This window comes from Turicibacter sp. (genome assembly GCF_017941855.1).
Taxonomy (GTDB): Bacteria; Bacillota_I; Bacilli_A; order MOL361; family Turicibacteraceae; genus Turicibacter; species Turicibacter sanguinis.
The window spans coordinates 37,213-56,259 of the sequence record NZ_JAGAVR010000033.1 but is presented as its reverse complement, the minus strand read 5'-3'; the positions used below and the strand labels follow the sequence as shown (position 1 = coordinate 56,259).

17 protein-coding genes are annotated in these 19,047 nt (G+C 35.6%); 5 read left to right on the top strand and 12 right to left on the bottom strand.

Translation table 11 applies throughout. From position 1 onward, the window contains the following. Positions 1-191 precede the first annotated feature (191 nt). Both J6D32_RS05435 and J6D32_RS05430 read left to right on the top strand, forming a co-directional pair. Positions 192-437, top strand: a complete 246-nt coding sequence (locus J6D32_RS05435) for a hypothetical protein (protein WP_006783805.1) — start codon at positions 192-194, stop codon at positions 435-437. 484 nt (positions 438-921) lie between these two features. After that, positions 922-1,410, top strand: coding sequence for an RDD family protein (locus J6D32_RS05430; RefSeq protein WP_006783806.1), 489 nt, complete (start codon positions 922-924; stop codon positions 1,408-1,410). 42 nt (positions 1,411-1,452) lie between these two features. Here the strand turns inward: J6D32_RS05430 and J6D32_RS05425 are convergent, their stop codons facing one another. The 12 genes from J6D32_RS05425 to J6D32_RS05370 form a co-directional block, all read right to left on the bottom strand. Next, positions 1,453-2,604 carry a YibE/F family protein gene (locus J6D32_RS05425; RefSeq protein WP_006783807.1) on the bottom strand — a complete coding sequence of 384 codons (1,152 nt, stop codon included), beginning with the start codon at positions 2,602-2,604 and terminating at the stop codon, positions 1,453-1,455. Between the two features lie 17 nt (positions 2,605-2,621). After that, the gene (locus tag J6D32_RS05420; RefSeq protein WP_155228291.1) at positions 2,622-4,127 is read right to left on the bottom strand and encodes an alkaline phosphatase; all 1,506 of its coding nucleotides are present in this window, start codon (positions 4,125-4,127) and stop codon (positions 2,622-2,624) included. 219 nt (positions 4,128-4,346) lie between these two features. Further along, positions 4,347-5,774, bottom strand: a complete 1,428-nt coding sequence (gene ffh / locus J6D32_RS05415) for a signal recognition particle protein (protein WP_006783809.1) — start codon at positions 5,772-5,774, stop codon at positions 4,347-4,349. Between the two features lie 3 nt (positions 5,775-5,777). Beyond that, on the bottom strand, positions 5,778-6,104 hold the full coding sequence (locus J6D32_RS05410; RefSeq protein ID WP_006783810.1) for a putative DNA-binding protein: 327 nt from the start codon (positions 6,102-6,104) through the stop codon (positions 5,778-5,780). Between the two features lie 172 nt (positions 6,105-6,276). Then, complete coding sequence (gene ftsY, locus J6D32_RS05405) at positions 6,277-7,284, bottom strand: signal recognition particle-docking protein FtsY (RefSeq protein ID WP_006783811.1); 1,008 nt, start codon at positions 7,282-7,284, stop codon at positions 6,277-6,279. 85 nt (positions 7,285-7,369) lie between these two features. Beyond that, positions 7,370-10,945 carry a chromosome segregation protein SMC gene (smc, locus tag J6D32_RS05400; protein WP_132942615.1) on the bottom strand — a complete coding sequence of 1,192 codons (3,576 nt, stop codon included), beginning with the start codon at positions 10,943-10,945 and terminating at the stop codon, positions 7,370-7,372. 194 nt (positions 10,946-11,139) lie between these two features. Then, positions 11,140-12,096, bottom strand: a complete 957-nt coding sequence (uvsE, locus tag J6D32_RS05395) for a UV DNA damage repair endonuclease UvsE (protein ID WP_006783813.1) — start codon at positions 12,094-12,096, stop codon at positions 11,140-11,142. A gap of 54 nt (positions 12,097-12,150) precedes the next feature. Beyond that, positions 12,151-12,291 carry a hypothetical protein gene (locus tag J6D32_RS05390; protein WP_006783814.1) on the bottom strand — a complete coding sequence of 47 codons (141 nt, stop codon included), beginning with the start codon at positions 12,289-12,291 and terminating at the stop codon, positions 12,151-12,153. A 105-nt stretch (positions 12,292-12,396) separates the two neighbouring features. Continuing rightward, positions 12,397-13,101 (bottom strand): restriction endonuclease, encoded by a 705-nt coding sequence (locus J6D32_RS05385; RefSeq protein ID WP_006783815.1) that lies wholly within the window; start codon positions 13,099-13,101, stop codon positions 12,397-12,399. Positions 13,102-13,162: 61 nt separating this feature from the next. Next, a complete protein-coding gene (locus J6D32_RS05380; protein WP_006783816.1) occupies positions 13,163-13,525 on the bottom strand; it encodes a YccF domain-containing protein in 363 nt (120 codons plus the stop codon). Positions 13,526-13,613: 88 nt separating this feature from the next. Continuing rightward, a complete protein-coding gene (locus J6D32_RS05375; protein WP_006783817.1) occupies positions 13,614-15,056 on the bottom strand; it encodes an aldehyde dehydrogenase in 1,443 nt (480 codons plus the stop codon). Positions 15,057-15,111: 55 nt separating this feature from the next. After that, positions 15,112-16,017, bottom strand: coding sequence for a magnesium transporter CorA family protein (locus J6D32_RS05370; RefSeq protein ID WP_006783818.1), 906 nt, complete (start codon positions 16,015-16,017; stop codon positions 15,112-15,114). Positions 16,018-16,451: 434 nt separating this feature from the next. Here J6D32_RS05370 and J6D32_RS05365 point away from each other — a divergent pair, with 434 nt between their 5' ends. The 3 genes from J6D32_RS05365 (at position 16,452) to J6D32_RS05355 (ending at position 18,959) form a co-directional block, all read left to right on the top strand. Further along, the gene (locus J6D32_RS05365) at positions 16,452-17,195 is read left to right on the top strand and encodes a beta/alpha barrel domain-containing protein (protein WP_006783819.1); all 744 of its coding nucleotides are present in this window, start codon (positions 16,452-16,454) and stop codon (positions 17,193-17,195) included. 122 nt (positions 17,196-17,317) lie between these two features. After that, positions 17,318-18,232 carry an AAA family ATPase gene (locus J6D32_RS05360; protein WP_006783820.1) on the top strand — a complete coding sequence of 305 codons (915 nt, stop codon included), beginning with the start codon at positions 17,318-17,320 and terminating at the stop codon, positions 18,230-18,232. A 1-nt stretch (position 18,233) separates the two neighbouring features. After that, on the top strand, positions 18,234-18,959 hold the full coding sequence (locus tag J6D32_RS05355; RefSeq protein ID WP_006783821.1) for a hypothetical protein: 726 nt from the start codon (positions 18,234-18,236) through the stop codon (positions 18,957-18,959). Positions 18,960-19,047: the final 88 nt, after the last annotated feature.

Below are 19,047 nucleotides of genomic sequence, written 5' to 3'. Positions count from 1 at the left end.
AATAAATAAAAAACTGGACCAATTAACCTTTCTATACCAAAGACTGATTAGTCTATCCAACAAGAATGTTAATTTATGTGCTTTTATTTCCCCTTTAATGCATCTATTAAAGATTTTTAGCAAATGTATATTTACTCTCATATTTGATTTATCTAAATCTTTTATATCATCAACAAGGAGGTTACTAAACGATGAAAGCTTATTCTCAAATTATCGGACTATCAAGTCTTATTATCGGATGTTCATTAAACGTAGTGTTATTCACTTCTTTAATTAATTCAATGATCGCTGTTATCCTATTAGCAGTTATGGGGGTTGCTCTAGCTGCCTTCTCTTTATCTTTAAAGCCAGAAAAAAAATGGATTGGAATTGCCGGACTTGTCTTAAATCTAATTCCTTTAGCTTATATGGCTATTTTATTTGTCGGGCTTGGATAATCTAAATTAAAAATTAATATTATAACCAAAAGATGTTAGATGAATTTCTAATATCTTTTTTCTTTTTCAATCAACAAATATAATTTCCTAACACCTCCCTAATCTACTCCCCTCCAATGATTATTTCTCCAAAATTAAGTATCTTCTACAATGTCATCGATCTTTGAAGCTAGAGAATAACTTATAAAACACTCTGTTTTGTAAATTATCTTATAATCCCTTAAAGGAACGACAAAAACTCTTATCTATTTTTAAAATAAACGTATAGAAAATAAAAAGATGGTCAATATTATTAGTGTAGCCGAGAGGTTACAGTAAAATAATCCCCCCTATTCTTCTATCATACTTCTCCTCTCCCTTTCACATATGGTCAAAGTATGAATGAATAAGCCGCCCCCCCCCTAGGCGGCTTATTTTTTTATCTTTACTACCCAATGAAAGCGTGTTATAATATCTAAAAATTGGTAAAAAGAGAGTGATTGTAATGAAAGAAAGTTATTATCTTGCTCCATTTAAAAAACGAATGAATGCCCATGCTTTGGATTTATCGATGACGATTGGTCTTATGTTTATTCTTATTTTGGCACTAACAGGGCCGATTCAATACCCTGTGGTTATCATTGTCTTTTATGTCATGGCCATCTTATTTCCTAGCTTAAATCATGGACAAACGATTGGAAAAAAATTAATGAAAATTAAACCGGTTATGATAAAAGATGAGAAAGAACTCACTTGGTGGCAAATTCATCTTCGAGAACTTTTTAAATACTTATCCCTATACTTTTCTTTCGGTATCACCCATTTGGCTAGCTTTTATATGATCAGCGAACGAAAGGATAAACGAACGATACATGATTTAATTTTCAAAACACGTGTCGTAGACTTAGACCCTCAATTATTATATGCACAACGCGATCAAGCAGCTGAAGACGATTACTATAACCATTATAATTCCCAACGAAGCATCCGCTAAAAATGAAAAGTATCGAGTCCTCAAGAAGGATTCGATACTTTTTTATTGAGTTAGTTCCATCACTAATTCTTCTTGTTTCTTTCTTGATATAGGACAATAAAAAACTCCACAAATCAAAGCAGTTAAAGGAGAAACCAGCACCAGTCCCATACATCCAATAAACGTGTGCAAAATTTCAGCTGAAATCTTTTGAGAATTTAAAATGGATAACAAAGGCGTTCCTTGTGCTAAATAAACCATTAAAATCGTAATGTAACTTCCCATATAAGCCAACAGCAAGGTCGTCATTTGACTCCCAATAACTGACTTTCCAATTGTAAGTCCCGATTTAATTAAGGCAGTGCGTTTGATGGTCGGATGATGCTTTAACACCTCCTCAAGTGCCGCTGAAATATCAATGGCTAAATCTAGAACGGCACCCGAACATGCTAAATAAATACCCGCTTGAAAAATACCGTCTAAATCCAAATTTTGATAACCTGCATACAAAAGCGATTCTGACCAATCCATTACCGCTCCATCAATATTAAATAATCTTCCAAACCATACCGCTAATAAACAAGTCAAAAAAGAACAAATCATCGAACTTGCTATGGCTGTATAAGCCTTTTTGGTCCAGCCTGCTACTAATAACAACGTCACGATGGTTAATAAATTCCCCACCATTAAAGCCATAAAAAGTGGATTCCAACCTCTTAATAAGGACGGAATTAAGATTTTACAAATGCTCAGTAATGCAAAAGCAAAAGACAATAACGTCCGAACCCCGGTAAATCCAGAAACCATAATGAGTAAGAAGATAAAACAACCAACTAAAATCAGTTGTTCGTCCAATCGATAATAATCAATTAAATTAGCAAATATGACTTGACCTGATGAATTTTGCTCAATCAACGTCCATACCTTATCTCCGACTTCATATAACTTATCGACTTCTAGTTTTCCCGTTAAAAGATTCATTCCTTCAACGATTTCACCTTTATGTGCTCCACTTAAAATTTCAATTTCGCATCGCTGATCCCCCTGATTAAGTAATCCAGTCGTGTAAACCCCACTGTTATTGACAGATCTCACGGTTGCTTTAACGCCTGATGAATTAATATAAATCTGCTGTTCATAACCTGTTGGTAAAAACCAAAGAATCGCTAACAACAAAACAAAAACACTAACAAATACTATCTCTTTACGCTTCACACTGCTGACTCCTTCACTTAATCTACCTGACAAATTTCAACTAATTTATGAAAGACATCCACATTATCGTAAAATCCACTAAACAATTCAGCTCCAACACCTCTCGCATAAATCGCAACCGGTGCTCCCGTATGCGCATAAGATGTCCAACCAATACCTGCTTTATTATTTAAAAGATGAGTTAAGCTAACCGATAGTGGATCATATCCGCCATATAAAATTTGAGCCTCCTCAGTTTGATCCCGATCATCCTTATTTTTCATCGACTCTTCAAAGCCAGCCTTTAATTTCTTCAACTCATCATCCGACATGACAAACAATGCCTTTTCTCCATGAGTAGCCTCTTCATCTTCTGATGATATCAATCCAAAGTTTTCTTTAATAATCGGATATACATCCTCAAACGTTAAATTTGGGTTGCTTGCTTTTAAATCTTTAATTAATTCATCAAACGCAACATAAGACATTTTTTGTGCCTTTAACAACTCAAACGCTGTATGATAACCTGTTTTAGCATATCCAATACTCATTCCTCCTGTTTCATGATCACCGGTCACCAAAATTAACGTTTCTTCAGGATGCTCATTTGCAAAATCAATTGCCACTTGAACGGCATCTTCAAAAGCTAACACTTCAGCAATGGCCGTCATGGCATCATTTGCATGACAAGCCCAATCGACTTTCCCTGACTCTACCATCATAAAAAATCCTTGTTCGTTATCTAGGACTTTAATCCCTTTCTCGACAAAATCAGCCAACATTAAATCGTCTTCTTTGGCATCAATGGCATAAGGCATGGCTCCTGAATCTTGTAACACAGGACTTTGAGCATATACCTTACCTGATGAGGAGTCAAGCGCCAAAATATCTTCCTTCGTCTTAGCTACTTGATATCCATTTTCTTCAATGATCTCATACACATTTCGTTCATCTTCATTTTTTCCCGTTGGCTGTGCAATGCTTCCTCCGCCAAAATAATCAAAGTTAGATGTTGCTAATTGTGTGGCAATCTCGTAATAATCACCTCGAGATGGAACATGAGCATAATACGCTGCAGGGGTTGCATGATTAATCGTGACTGTTGTCACAATTCCAATTTTTTTTCCTGCTAATTTTAATTTTTCAGTGATGCTTTCTGTTACCTTCGTTTTATTTGCTTCTAACCCAATGACTCCGCTATGCGTTTTCACACCAGAAGATAAAGCTGTAGCTGTAGAGGCTGAGTCTGGAACGAAAGACGTTGAATTATGTGTCGTGACCAATCCAACCGTAGGAAAAGCTGTAAAATTTAAATTATTAGTTGTGATTTCACCCTCTCCATCATTTCCTGTATAGACTTGGGCAGCATTTACCTGAACCTGTGACATTCCATCTCCAATGAACATAAATACATACTTAGGCACCACCGTCACTTCAATTGTTTCAGCAACTGATACTGATTTTTCTTCTTCATTTGAACACCCCATCACAACCGTTAAAGCAGTTGCCATTGATAATAGGATGTTTAACCATTTTTTATTCATCATCCATCCTCCTGTTTTTAACCAATAAACTTATGATAACCAAATGATAGATTTTTCATCAAAAAATCTAACTTTAGAGAATATGAGGAATATCTAGACGACATGATATTCTCTTATTAATCTGACTTATCTTTATCAATCGTATTTTTTATTTTTCGTAAAATCTAAATTTTTATGTCAAAAAAGAGAGCACTAATTCAGTACTCTCTTTTAACGATATTAGAAACGGAAGCCACCGCGACCTTTACCTTTTCCTTTTTTACCTTGTCCCATCATGCCTCCAAAGCCACCCATTGCACCTGGATTACCTCCGCGTTGCAAGGCATTGGCCATACGTTCCATCTGTCGTGGATCCATGCTTGAGAATTTCTTCATCATTTTACGCATATCTGTAAATTGTTTAATCATACGATTAACTTCTGCAATATCACATCCGCAACCTTTTGCAATACGTTGCTTACGACTTGCATTAATTAAATCAGGATTTTTACGCTCTTGCTCTGTCATTGAGTAAATAATCGCTTCAACACGTGCCATTTGTTTTGGATCAATATTAATATCTTTTAATTGGTTTCCGACACCCGGAATCATTTTTAAAATATCTTCAAATGCTCCAAGTTTTTTCATTTGTTTCATTTGCTTTAAGAAATCATTAAAGTCATAAGTAGCATTCATCATTTTGTCCGCTAACTTCATGCTTTCTTCTTCATCGAAGTTTTCTTGAGCACGTTCGATTAAGGTCATAACATCTCCCATTCCTAAAATACGAGATGCCATACGCTCTGGATGGAAGACTTCTAATGTATCTAATTTTTCACCAAGACCGATGAATTTAATTGGAACATTAGTAATTTTACGAATTGATAAAGCAGCACCACCACGAGTATCACCATCTAACTTCGTTAACACAACCCCTGTTAAATCCAATTGATCATGGAATGATTGAGCGACATTAACCGCATCTTGTCCAGTCATCGCATCAACGACTAATAAGATTTCTTGAGGATTAACAAGCTCTTTAATATTTTTTAACTCATCCATTAATTGCTCATCAATATGTAGACGTCCAGCTGTATCGATAATGACTAAATCATGACCATTTTCACGAGCATAAGTCATCGCTTCTTTTGCGATATCAACTGGGTTCATTGATGTTCCTTTTTCATAAACCGGAATATTTAATTGCTTACCGATTGTTTTTAACTGATCAACGGCAGCAGGACGATACACGTCACAGGCAACTAATAATGGATTTTTCTTTTCTTTTTTACGTAAATAACTTGAAATTTTTCCTGTGTGTGTCGTTTTCCCGGCTCCTTGTAATCCGACCATCATAAAAACAGCTGGTTTAGCATGACCAAAGTTTAACTCAGCCGCGCTATCCCCCATTAATTTCGTTAACTCTTCATTAACAATCTTAATCACTTGCTGCCCTGGCGTTAAGCTTTTTAAAACAGCTTCTCCGACAGCTTTTTCCTTAACTTCATTAATAAATTCACGTACAACTTTAATATTAACATCGGCTTCAAGTAACGCTAAGCGTACTTCACGCATCATCACGTCAACATCTTTTTCAGTTAATTTTCCTTTACGTGTGACACTTTTTAAGGCCGATTGTAGTCGTTCTGATAATGTTTCAAATGCCATAAATTAAACCTCCAAATCGAGTTGTTGCAACTCATTAATCCACTTCATCATCTGCTCATCCTGTGTATGAACTTGCATCTGATCTAAAATTTCTTCACGTATTTCACGCTTTTTTAATAATTGTAACTTCGTTTCATAATCTTCTAACAATTTCTCTGTTCGTTTAATGTTATCAAACACGGCATTACGACTTACCTCAAATTGTTCAGCAATTTCACTCAACGATAAATCTTCTTGGTAATAAAGCTCAAGATAAGTCTTCTGCTTTGATGTTAATAATACTTGATATGCATCATACAGTTCATTCATTCGATTGACTTTTTCTAACATCACAATGCCCCCACTAGCTTCTATATACAAACTAAACGATAATTTATAATTTCATAATCAGACTTAATCGTTAAGCTCTTTTGATACTAAAGAGACCTATAGTCCCGATAAAAGTTTTCAACTGCATCAAACTTATCAAGACCCATCTATTCAGCCCTACCTAAAAACCTAATTACTCTGCTTCATTTTCAAATAAATCTGCAAATAATCCATAAATATATTGTTCAATATCAAAGTGAACTAAATCTTCGGCTTTTTCTCCTAAACCAACAAATTTAATCGGAATCCCAATTTCATTTCGAATGGCTAAAACAATTCCACCTTTTGCTGTTCCATCTAATTTTGTTAAAACAATTCCAGATACATCTGTCGCTTCTAAAAACGCCTTCGCTTGATTCATTCCGTTTTGTCCTGTTGTTGCATCAATGACTAATAATGTATCATGAGGCGCTCCTGGAACTTCACGTTCAATCACGCGTTTAATTTTTTCTAACTCTTTCATTAAGTTAACTTTATTTTGTAAACGTCCTGCCGTATCACATAATAACACATCAACATTACGAGCCTTCGCTTCTTTAATCGCATCAAACATAACGGCTGATGGGTCTGAACCTTCACTTAATGACACCACATCGACCCCAATGCGGTCTCCCCAAACCTGTAATTGTTCAATTGCACCTGCACGGAACGTATCTCCTGCGGCTAATAAAACAGACTTTCCTTTTCCTTTTAATTGATGAGCAATTTTTGCAATTGAGGTTGTTTTTCCAACCCCATTTACCCCAACAAATAAAATAACAGTTAATCCTTCTTTATTCAGACGTAAGTTTGAGTTCACAAACTCACCTTTAACGTAAATTTCAAATAGTTTATCGACCATAATACGCTGTAATTCTTTTGGATCCGTAACATTATGTTCGCGTACAGTCTCTTTTAATTGATCAATGAAATCTACCACGGTATTAACACCAATATCAGCCATAATGAAGATTTCTTCTAACTCTTCAAACATCTCTTCATTAATGTCATTATAGCTTGAAAAAACAGACTGTAACTGTTTTAAAAGGTTACCACGTGTTTTTTTCATACCTTCTTTATAATGTTGCTGAGCACGAATTTCTGTCTCAGAGACTTCTTTTTTTCCAAGTACCATCGACTTTAGACGATCAAATAAACCCATCAGGCTTCACCTCAATTAATTAATAATATCGTGTCATACAAAATGACTTTAATGCTACTCTATCATATTTTACGGTCTATGACTATTATTTTTCATCATCTAGATAATCTGAAACATTATCCATACGAACTGACACGAGTTTCGTTACCCCTCGTTCTTGCATCGTCACTCCGTATAATACATCAGCTTTTTCCATCGTTCCTTTACGGTGAGTAATAACGATGAACTGTGTTTCTTTACTAAATGCCTTTAAATAATTGGCATAACGAGAAACATTGGCTTCATCAAGTGCAGCCTCAACCTCATCGAGCACACAAAACGGAACCGTACGAACTTTTAAAATGGCAAATAATAAGGCAATCGATGTTAAGGCTTTTTGTCCACCTGATAATAAATTTGAAGTTTTTAACTTTGTTCCAGGTGGCTGTGCAATGATTTCAACCCCAGTATTTAATAAATCGTGAGGATCAGTTAACACTAAATCAGCGGTTCCACCACCGAATAATTTTTTAAAGATTTCAATGTACTCAACACGAACCAAGTCAAAGGTTTCTTTAAATTTAATGGTCATCTCTTGGTCCATTTCATTAATCGTTTCCTCTAAATTAGCTTTCGCTTCAATTAAATCATCGCGTTGTGTCGTTAAGAATTCGTATCGTTCTTTCACTCGTTGGTACTCGGCAATTGCAGCCACATTGATCTCACCGAGTGAAGCAATTTGACCTTTTAAGCTACGAATTTTTTGTTTAACTTCTTCAATACTTCCCTTTAAAGGATAATGTTCATTCGCATAGTCAAACGTCATTTGATGTTCTTCTTCAAGTTTTTTAATCATTAAATCCATCTCAACATCAACTTTTCCAATCGCAACATCGAGTTGATTAATTGACTCCGTCATTTTTTGATGAATTTTATGACTTTCTCTTACTTCACGCTCTAAAATCTCAAGTTCTTGACTGACTTTTGTTAAAGTCAAACGTTGTTCTTGAATTTTTTCAACAATCGATTCACGAGATTCTTTCTGTTGCTCAATTTGTGTTTCAAGTGAAATAACTTCATCATCATTTCCAAGCATTTCTTGTTCGCTTTGCTCTAATCGATTGATTAATTCTGCTAAACGTTCTTTTGCTTGGCCTGATTCCTCTTGCAAACGATAATGAGTCGCAATTTCACTTGTTAGAGCCGTCTCAAGTTTAGCCACTTCAACTTTTAACTCCGTCATAACTTCCATCAACTGAGTTTTCATTTCTTCTTGTTGTTCAAGTTGCTCTTCTAGTGTATCAATGATTCCTTTAGCTGATTCAATTCGATTTTCAAGTCTTAAACGCGATTCGGCTAAATCATTATTCTTTTCAACTAATTGCTTATACTCCGATTCATGTTCACGACGTTCAATTCGAAGTAATTCGTCACGTTCATTTTGTGCTTTTTCACGATATTCAAACGCTAATTTTTGTTGATTCGTCTCCGACATTTTATCTTTTAAACGTTCGCCAGCCGATTGAAGTTTTGATAATTGTTTTTCAGAATTTTTAACGACTTCTTGTAACTCTTGTTGAAGTCCTTTTGATTGTTCGACTTCTTCATTTAACTCTGCAATTTTCTTTTGACAATCTTCAATTTCATTTTTTTGACGTAATAACGATGAACCTTGACGTTTAACAGCCCCTCCGGTCATCGCTCCTCCTGCATTAATAACGTCTCCTTCAAGCGTGACAATACGATAACGATAATTCAATTGCTTTGCTAAATTTTTAGCCACATTTAAATCTTTCGTAACAATAATACTTCCTAAAATATTCTCAACAATTTGTCGATATCGTTCTTCATAACCCACTAATTGTGAAGCCACACCTACAACATCTTGATTATTTTGAATACGATTTAAAACATCCATTGGCAACACACGAGACTTAATAACATTTAAAGGTAAGAATGTCGCACGCCCCGCATGATGACGCTTTAAGAAATCAATAGCATTTTTAGCAGCATCGTCACTTGTTGTCACAATTTGTTGCATAACAGGACCTAGTACCACATCCATCGCCAACTCAAGTTCTTTAGGAACAGACACTAGTTCAGCAACGGCTCCCTCAATCCCATTAATTTGATTTTGCTCACGAGCCTTTAAGATTTTTTTTACCCCTTCGTTAAATCCTGAGAAATCTTTTTGAGCATCCTCTAGCCATTGTAAACGATTCATCATTTTATCGACTTGATGCGTTAACTGTCTAAAACGATTTGTCTCCATTTCTAATTGCTTTAACGAATGTTGATGCGTTTTTTGTAATGTTTGATACTCTTCACGCTTCTCCTTTAATTGTGCACTTAATTTATCATACTCTTGCTTAAATCCTTCTTGCTCACGACGCAACGTCTCACGATCAATAAGCGATTTATTTTCATCACCACTAATGCGTTCAAGCGTCACCTCTGTCTTTTTAATTTGCTGATTAATCGAAATGTATTGATTTTTAACACTAGCTAGTTCATTAACATCTTCAAAGTAAGCCTCTCGCGTGGACTCTAATTCTGTTTTTAAATTTTCCTCCAAGTGTTGATATTCTTCCGTCACTTGATTTAACTGTGTTTGTTTGGCTAATAAACGGGATTCGGTTTCTTTCATCGAACTGGTCGCTAGTTCTAATTGCTTCGTCGCTAGTTCTAACTGCTGTTCAAGTTCGACCTGTTGTTCCGTCAGTTGCTCTTTATTTGAAGAGGCATTTTTATGACGTTCTTTTAAAACATCTCGTTGACCTTGTAATTTTTGAATTAACTCTGACGTTTCAACTAACTCAGTTTGTAAGGCTTCTAACTGTTGTTCTTGAGCTTGTTGCGTTTGCTTTAAATTATCCATTCGACGCTCATCCGTCGCAATCTTTCCATTAATACTTAAATGTTCAAACTCCACTTCTTTACGTTCTTTTTTTGAACGTTCCATTTGGTCATTTAACGTTTTAATATCATAAGCTAACACACTGATTTCTGACTCACTACATTCCTTTTTTAAGACCATGTACTTTTCAGCTTTTTCTGATTGCTTACGTAAGGGTTCAACTTGGTCTTCTAACTCAAAAATAATATCTTGAACACGACTTAAATTATCACTAGTCGATTCAAGTTTGCGCGTTGCTTCTTTTTTACGCATCTTATACTTTAAAACACCTGCTGCCTCTTCAATAATCACACGGCGATCTTCAACCCTTGCCTCGACAATGGCTTTAACTTTATCCTGAGAAATAATGGATAACGAATCATGGCCAATCCCTGAATCCATAATCAAATCAATGACATCTTTTAAACGAACTTTTTGTTTATTAATTAAGTATTCACTATCCCCCGTTCGATAAACACGACGGGTAATACTTACTTCATCATAATCAATCGGTAAGCTTTGACAACTATTATCTAAAACGAGTGTCACTTCAGCAAAGTTAAGTGGTTTACGAGTTGATGTCCCGGCGAAGATAATATCTTCCATTTTCCCACCACGTAAACTTTTTGCCGACTGCTCTCCGAGTACCCAACGAATCGAATCTGAAATATTACTCTTCCCTGATCCATTCGGTCCTACGACAGCCGTTACGCCTCGTTCAAACTCGACTACAGTTTTATCGGCAAAGGATTTAAAACCAATTGTTTCAATTCTTTTTAAATACATATGTTTCATCCTTTATCTACATTCTTTATCTATTTTATTATACCAAAAAGTCATACGTAAAATAAAGGGACTTCTACGTTTATCAAACATTAGTTCTAAGATTATCTTCTAAATCACATATCATTTTCCAAAGCTATCCCCTCTTGTGATGCTTATACAAAAAAACAGCACTTCTTTTCGTGCTGTTTTCACCATTAAACTTCAAAGGTTGTCCCATCTAACCACTTCCAATGTGGTCTTGCAACTTTTATATCCTGTATGAGGCGATATAAGGCTAAATCTTTTTGTTTTGCTTCAATCATAATATCTAGATCTTGATTAAGGGGTTGAACCAACTCAATAAATCGAAGCAAATCCTCAATTTCAATATAATCTGAATGACGACGATCCGTGTCAAATTCTTTCGGACTTGAAATATGAACTTTAGGAGGCCAAGGATTTTGATCCCACGTTTTAAAAATGGATTCTAAAAGGGGTTGAAGCTCTATCCCTTCGTTATAGCAACGATGATGATGAATATCAAGAACCATGGGGATATTTAAGGTTTGACATAGCTTAAGAACATCATCGGCTGAATAAACTTTATCATCATTTTCAATGATTAAAGCCTTTTGAATATTTGGTGGTAGCCGATGAAATGTTTGAATAAATCGCTCTAATGCCGCCTCTTTCCCACCGGCTTTCCCCCCCACATGTAAAACAAGTTGAGGAGACTTAATATCAAATAACTCAAATAAATGCAACTGATGTAAAAGGGATTGAATCGACGCTTCAATCACTGCTTCATTGATACTATTTAAAACATTAAACTGATCGGGGTGTGCATCGACTCGCATGTCATATTTCTTAATTAGATCTGCAACTTCTTGACATTCCTCCTGAATGACTTTGGAATAATCCCATAGAACCTCTTGATGGGTGGCCAATGGAATTAATTTTGATGTCATTCGGTAAAAATGAATCTCTTGTTTCGCGTTATAATTTAAAATTTTAATCAAATCGTGCAAATTTGATTTAGTTACGCGCGTTAATAAACTAAGTTGCTCACGCTTTGAAGAAAGTGATGAATATTTTTTATAGGTCACAGGTGATGAACTTGTAACCTTATCTAACTTTAGCGCAATAGCTACATAACCTAAACGAATTTTCATAAAAAAGACCTCGGTTTTCTAGAATCATTCTAGTTTACCCAGGTCCTCTTTAAATTATTTATCCTTAAATCTTTCATCTTGTTTGATCATTTGTTCCATCTGACGATCGGCGCGTCCCGCTACGACTAAACAACTATATAATGCAACCATCACTAACGTCACCAAACTTCCGACGACGACACCCGCTAAAAACATGGCGTCACCTCCTTTTACCTCTAGTTGTTATTTTCTATGTTTACTAAGCCCTTCTTGTGAGACGACGATCCCCAAAATATCTAATCTATCGCGGATGAATCAGACCTAGAGTTCCATTTCACTGACATTTAAAACGAGACTCGTTCCGTTTTCCCTTAAGTTTTCAATTTCATGGTAAAACTCATATCCGGTTAGCAATTCAATGTGATTCCGATTTGCAAAATCTTTCGCTTCATCATTAAAATCACTTGTTGTAATGACAATAGCTTGATCTGCTTGAACATCAAAATCTTGCATCGCTCCTAAAACACCTCGAATGTCACTAACCCCAACGATATCACCGACTGACATTTCTAATCCTGCTGGATCGGTATATAAATCTTTGATTAAGGGAACACATTTAAACCACTTGACAATGATTTTTTCACCTTGTGACCACATTAACAAATCATAACCTTGCGTCGCCGGATTAGTCGCTACTTCAACCGATTCATATCCCTTCAGTTCATAAAATAATTTTAATAATTGGTTAAAGGATTCATCACTTAAATGCTCTAGTTGCTCAAATAAAACGAGTTGGCTTAGCTGTAGTCGACGTCTTTCATTTTGCTTACTATACTCATCTAATGCTAATTTACGTTGATTTTGTTTATATTTAATCAACAATAAAGCAGCAATGGTTAAGAGTAAAATAATAAGATACCAATTCCACATCTGCCACTTTGCAATCCAATCCGTAAATCCATAAAAGAAATCAAAAACAACAAATGCAATAATTAAATATGCAATATAAACGATTCTTTTTTCCATAACATCACCAATTTTATTATGAAAAAAATGGAACGATTTTAAACAAAATCGTCCCAATAAATCAAATAACTTCTTTACCAAACGGCATTAGAGATAACTTTGCCATTTTAATGGCCTGAAAAGCGAATGGAATTCCAACAATAGAAATAGCTAACATTAAAGCACTCACTAAATTCACTAAAGCCATTTCTAACCCACCAAAAAGTAACCATAAAATATTTAAAACAAAAGTCCCACTTCCATTGTTGACTGTCACAACCTCTTTACCAAATGGAGCTAATTGTAATTTAGCTAACTTAAAGCATTGCAGACCAACCGGAATGCCAACAATCGTTAGACACCAGAGAACGCCAAACAAACACCAAATTAATGAGGCCCATAACCCGCCAAAAAGTAGCCATACTAGATTTCCAAGACATGACATAAGCATCTCTCCCTTCCTATTTACTATATCATATGAGAGATTTGATAGGAAGTCGTGTAGGATATTACTAGAAATTGTAAATCATTTGTTATTTCATAATCTTTTTAATTAATTTTAACTTGTCTTTGTACGGAGGGAACACAAGATTTAAGTGAATTTTCGTCGAGCGATTCACCATGCTTTTTTCGTAAGTGAACGTCTTAAAACTTGCCTCTCCATGATAACGACCCATTCCAGAACTTCCAACCCCTCCAAAAGGCAGTCTTGAAGACGCAACATGCGTAATGGTATCGTTGATACAACCTCCACCAAACGAAAACTGCGTGATTAATTGATGACTAAAGGCTTTATTTTCAGAAAAAACATAAAAAGCTAATGGATTAGGATGAGCTTTTAAACAACGCTTAATCTCATCCATTGATTGATAAGACATCGTCGGAAGAAGAGGACCAAATAACTCATCCTCCATTAAAGAAGAAGTTAAGGTCACCTCTTTGAATACAGTAGGTTCAATAAAACGATCTTCTAAATCAACAGCTCCACCCATCACAACCTGATCACGATTTCCTTCTATTAAATCAGCTAAACGCGACGCATGACGGGTCGTTACAATACGTCCAAACTCAGGATTTGATTGAATGTTATCTCCGTAAAATGACTTAATGACCGTCTGTAACTCTTTTAAAAAAGCTTCATAAACGGAATGATGAACCATCACGTAATCAGGGGCAACACAGGTTTGACCAGCGTTCATAAATTTTCCCCATGCAATACGCTTAGCAGCCAACTTTAAATTCGCTGTTTCATCTACAATTACAGGTGATTTTCCTCCAAGTTCAAGTGTAAGAGGTGTTAAATGATGGCTTGCTTTTTCCATCACAATCTTTCCAACATTCACACTTCCGGTAAAGAAAATATAATCAAATCGTAAATCAAGCAAAGCCTGATTCACTTGGTAATCACCTGTCACCACTGAGACATATCGAGAATCAAAGGCTTCCTTTATTAAACGAACCATAACTGATTCAACATGTGGTGTAAACTCAGACGGTTTTAAAACCGCAACATTTCCACCTGCAATAGCCCCGATTAAAGGTTCTAATAACAGTTGCACTGGATAATTAAAGGGACCAATAATTAAAACAACACCATAGGCACTTGGAATAATCAAAGACGTTCCAATTAATTGTGCCGCTTCTGATTTCACACGTTTAGGACGCGCCCACTTCTTTAATCTTTTTAACGTATAATCAATAGAAGCGTAAATAAAACCTATCTCGGTTGAATAAGCTTCAAATTCATTTTTTCCTAAATCAATCTTTAAGGCTTCTTGTAAGTCCACTTCATATTTTTTAATCGTTTCTTTTAATCGTTTTAATCCTTCGATTCGTACAGAAAGTGGAATATTTCCTCCTCGTTGCTCAAGATAATCTTGATGCTGAGTCAAAATATGATTTAATTCTGTCTTCATTGATTCTTGTTTCTCACGATGAGTTTGATGGTTCGTTAAATTAGAATTTAATGCTTTCATCTTTGTCGACCTTTCATTTGAAAAAACCCTTCTAAATAGAAGGGTAATCATTTTTTTATTTTCTTTTATAACGTCGGTTTTCCTTTTTATTAATATAAACACCCGCTAACCCGGTAATAATAATTGAAATAATCGTTACAATTAAAAAGCCATATTGATTTTCTTGAAATGGCACCGGGACGTTCATCCCCCAGAAACTTGATACAACCGTTGGAACCGCAATAATCACAGAAACAACTGTCAAAAACTTCATGACCATATTCAAGTTATTTGAGATAATCGTTTCAAAGACATTTAAGTTGCTATTTAAGATATTTCCATAAATCTTTGACATGTCTATGGCCTGCTTATTTTCGATAATCACATCTTCAAGCATCTCAGCTTCTGGCGTATCTGATTTTTCAAGCTTAACTAGACGTTCAAGGACGATTTGGTTTGAGCGAAGTGAGGATGACATGTATACTAATGATTTTTGTAAGTCTAGCATTTCAATTAAATCTTCGTTTTGAGGCGTTTGGCGAAGGGCACGCTCAACTTGACTACTTTTTCGTTCAATGACACGTAAGTATCCTAAATATTGAATCGAAATCGTATAAAGAATTTGATAAATATGACCATTAATACTTTTCGTTTGGGTCTTTAATCGCTTACTAAAGACACTTAACTCTTGTGTACACAGTGTTAATAATAATTTATCTGTTTTTACAATTCCTAAAGGAACCGTTGAATAATATGTATCAGACTCATATGAAACAGGGACGTCAACAATGATCATCGTGAAGTTATCTTCGATTTGAACACGAGAACGTTCCTCCTCATCGAGTGCCGTAATAACTGTTTCAAACTCAAGGTCATGCTCTTTACACATAGCCTCAACCTCTTGATGCGTTGGATTAATTAAATTAATCCATTGAAACCCACTATTCGTCAGTGAATTAACAAAATTCACTTCATTTCTCATCGAATCACCTCTTACATTTTCACACCTAAGAACGTTTCACCGCAAACATAAGTGTGATTAATTTAATTGTCCGTATGGGAATGGAATCTTCCACTTATGTTCACCTCCAAAAGCATGATGCTAACGTTTTAAAAACATAAACTACTCGATCGTAATTAGTGTTTGCACACGCTAGACTAAATATAACAGGATAATTTTTTTCCTTTTAAAGTATACAACTATTTTCATAAAATAACCACCTTGAAGCGGAAGTTTTTTCACGTTTCGACATTTTAATTATTTTCGACACGATACCTTACCCTCAAACTCCCTATAATTGGAAGACTGCGAAAGGAAATCCGAAAAGATACGGAGATTTTCTTAACTTTTGACATTAAGTCGGATATAATGGTTATATTACAATTTTGTTGATTTGAAAGGACGTGACTATTTAAATGACTTCTGAAAAAGTTCATACACCCGAAAAATTAGTTCCTGAGGTTACTAGTAACTTGCGTAAAAATTTTGTTCGCGTTCCTGAAGTGATTCGTAATTGCAGTGGAATCCGTATTTTTGGTAAACGATTAAAATCATTTATTTTTACAACTGATGTTGCAATCATAAAAAATACAAATGCTGATGCTGTTATTGCTGTTTATCCATTTACCCCACAACCTACTATTACCCAAGCCATCTTAACAGTCTCTGACATCCCTGTTATCTGCGGAGTTGGTGGAGGATTAACTCACGGAACACGTTCTGGAAACATTGCGCTTCACGCTGAATTCCAAGGTGCAATTGCCGTTGTCTTAAATGCACCAACCCCACACGAAACCATTAGGTACGTTAAAGAAAGTATCGATATTCCAGTTGTTGTAACCGTTGTTTCGGAATCAACAGATGTTCAATCTAAAATTGAAGCGGGAGCTGACATCATTAATGTCAGTGGAGGTGCCAATACCGCGGCCATTGTTCGTTCTATTCGTCAAAAATTCCCAACTATCCCAATTATGGCAACGGGTGGACCAACAAATGAATCAATCTTAGAAACCATTGCGGCAGGAGCAAATGCCATTACTTATACACCTCCAACAAATGGAGAATTATTCCGTGTTAAAATGGAACAATACCGTGAAATTGAAAACAGTGGTCAAACTTATCAATTAACACCCACTGAAAAAGAAGCATTAGCTGAATAAGAAAAAAGCTCTGATAATCTCAGAGTTTTTTTTATAAATGTCCCTCTCCTCCTTCTTAAACCGTGCCATTTCTCCTTTCCTTTGAGTAATTTATATTAGGCATCAAATAAGGGGGGAAATTTGTGAAGATCCATAGATTAATCGTAAATAGTACAAATAGTTTGAGCATTGAACCAATCGATTTCCATTCACTAACACTCCTCGTTGGAGTCTCAGGATCAGGAAAAAGTCAAGTTCTTCATTATATTAAAGAGTTAACCCAACTGTTACAAACTGGACAAACCAAGACACTCGAATCTGGGCACTACGTCCTTGATTTTGAATACAATGAGCACCTATATACTTATGAAGTGACACTTGATAACTATCATATCATCAATCAAGATTTAAGTTCTAGAGAAGGTGCCTTATCCATTCCACTACAAATTAAAAACATCAACGAAAAAATTCGTTATGTTCTTCCTGTTTCACTCATCAGACAACAACAAATTAAAGAAAACTCACTAAACTTCTTAAGTGATAACACCTTAGAAAGACTAGCCTATATTTATCAATTTCAAAAAGAGCGTTTCGATATTCTAAAAGCCTTATACCAACTGATATTTGAAGAAGTCGAAGACTTGACCTTTGAAACAATTGAAAATCAATATGTTCTACGTCTAAAAGATAAATCAGGTGCTACGCTGACGCACCACAACTTATCAGATGGGATGCTTAAAACACTTATCTACTTAAGTGAAGTAACCTTAGCTAAACCCGGAACAGTCTTATTAATTGATGAATTTGAAAATGGTTTAGGCCTTAATTGCTTAGGACTCATTCTAGAAGAGATGATTCAAAAACAAGGAATTCAAATGATTTTAACCAGCCATCATCCCTATATCATTAATAACATTACACCTTCTTGTTGGGTCATTGTTCATCGAATCGACTCTATCGTTTCAAATAAAACAGCAATCGAACTCGGCATTGGTCAAACCAAATACGATGCCTTTTTTGAACTCATGAACCGACTTGAATACGAAGGAGTCTTCTAACATGAATCTCTACATTCTCGTTGAAGACGGAAAATCTGGTCATAAAATCATCGATAACTGGATTGGCAATTTAATGCCTTCTCTCACACGAGTTGCCACTGTTAATGAGGTGACTGACCAAAATTATGTCATCTTTAGTGGGCTCGGTTATCCACGTCTTCTTGGAACAGATCCTAGCTCACCTTCTCGAAATATTCTAGGACAAACCATTGAAACCATCAATCGAAGTCATAAATTCAACTACCTTCTCATCTTCTTAGATGGAGATGATGAAGGCGTCATGGCTCGTAAACAGATAACAATTAATAAAATCAAAAACTATCCACATGCCTTATCTTGTCCCTATCAAATATTCGTTCAAAATAAATGCATTGAAACCTGGTTACTCGGTAATCGTGACTACTTCCCAACCAGTTACAGTAAAGCCTTTGCCCCTTTTGCTAATCATTATAATGTGGCAATCCAGGACCCTGAACTCATGGAAAAAGATAATCGTGGCCTCGTCAGTACAAATGCTCTATATCATGAACGATACTTAAGACAAATGATGCAAGAAGTCGGTCTTCACTACATGAAATCTCGGGCTCATCCTGTGATGTATAGTCTTGAGTTCATTGAAGGCCTTCAAAAAAGAGTTTTTGAAACAGATGACTTACGAAGTTTAAAAGAATTTTTTGAGTTCATCCAAAAACTAAATGACACGACTTTAGCCCCTAACGGCCAGTGACGGGCTTTTTAACGCTCATCTTTAGACCGTACGAGAGATGAGTCTTCATGATTCTAATCCTTTCATCTCAAGAGAAAGGATTAGGCCG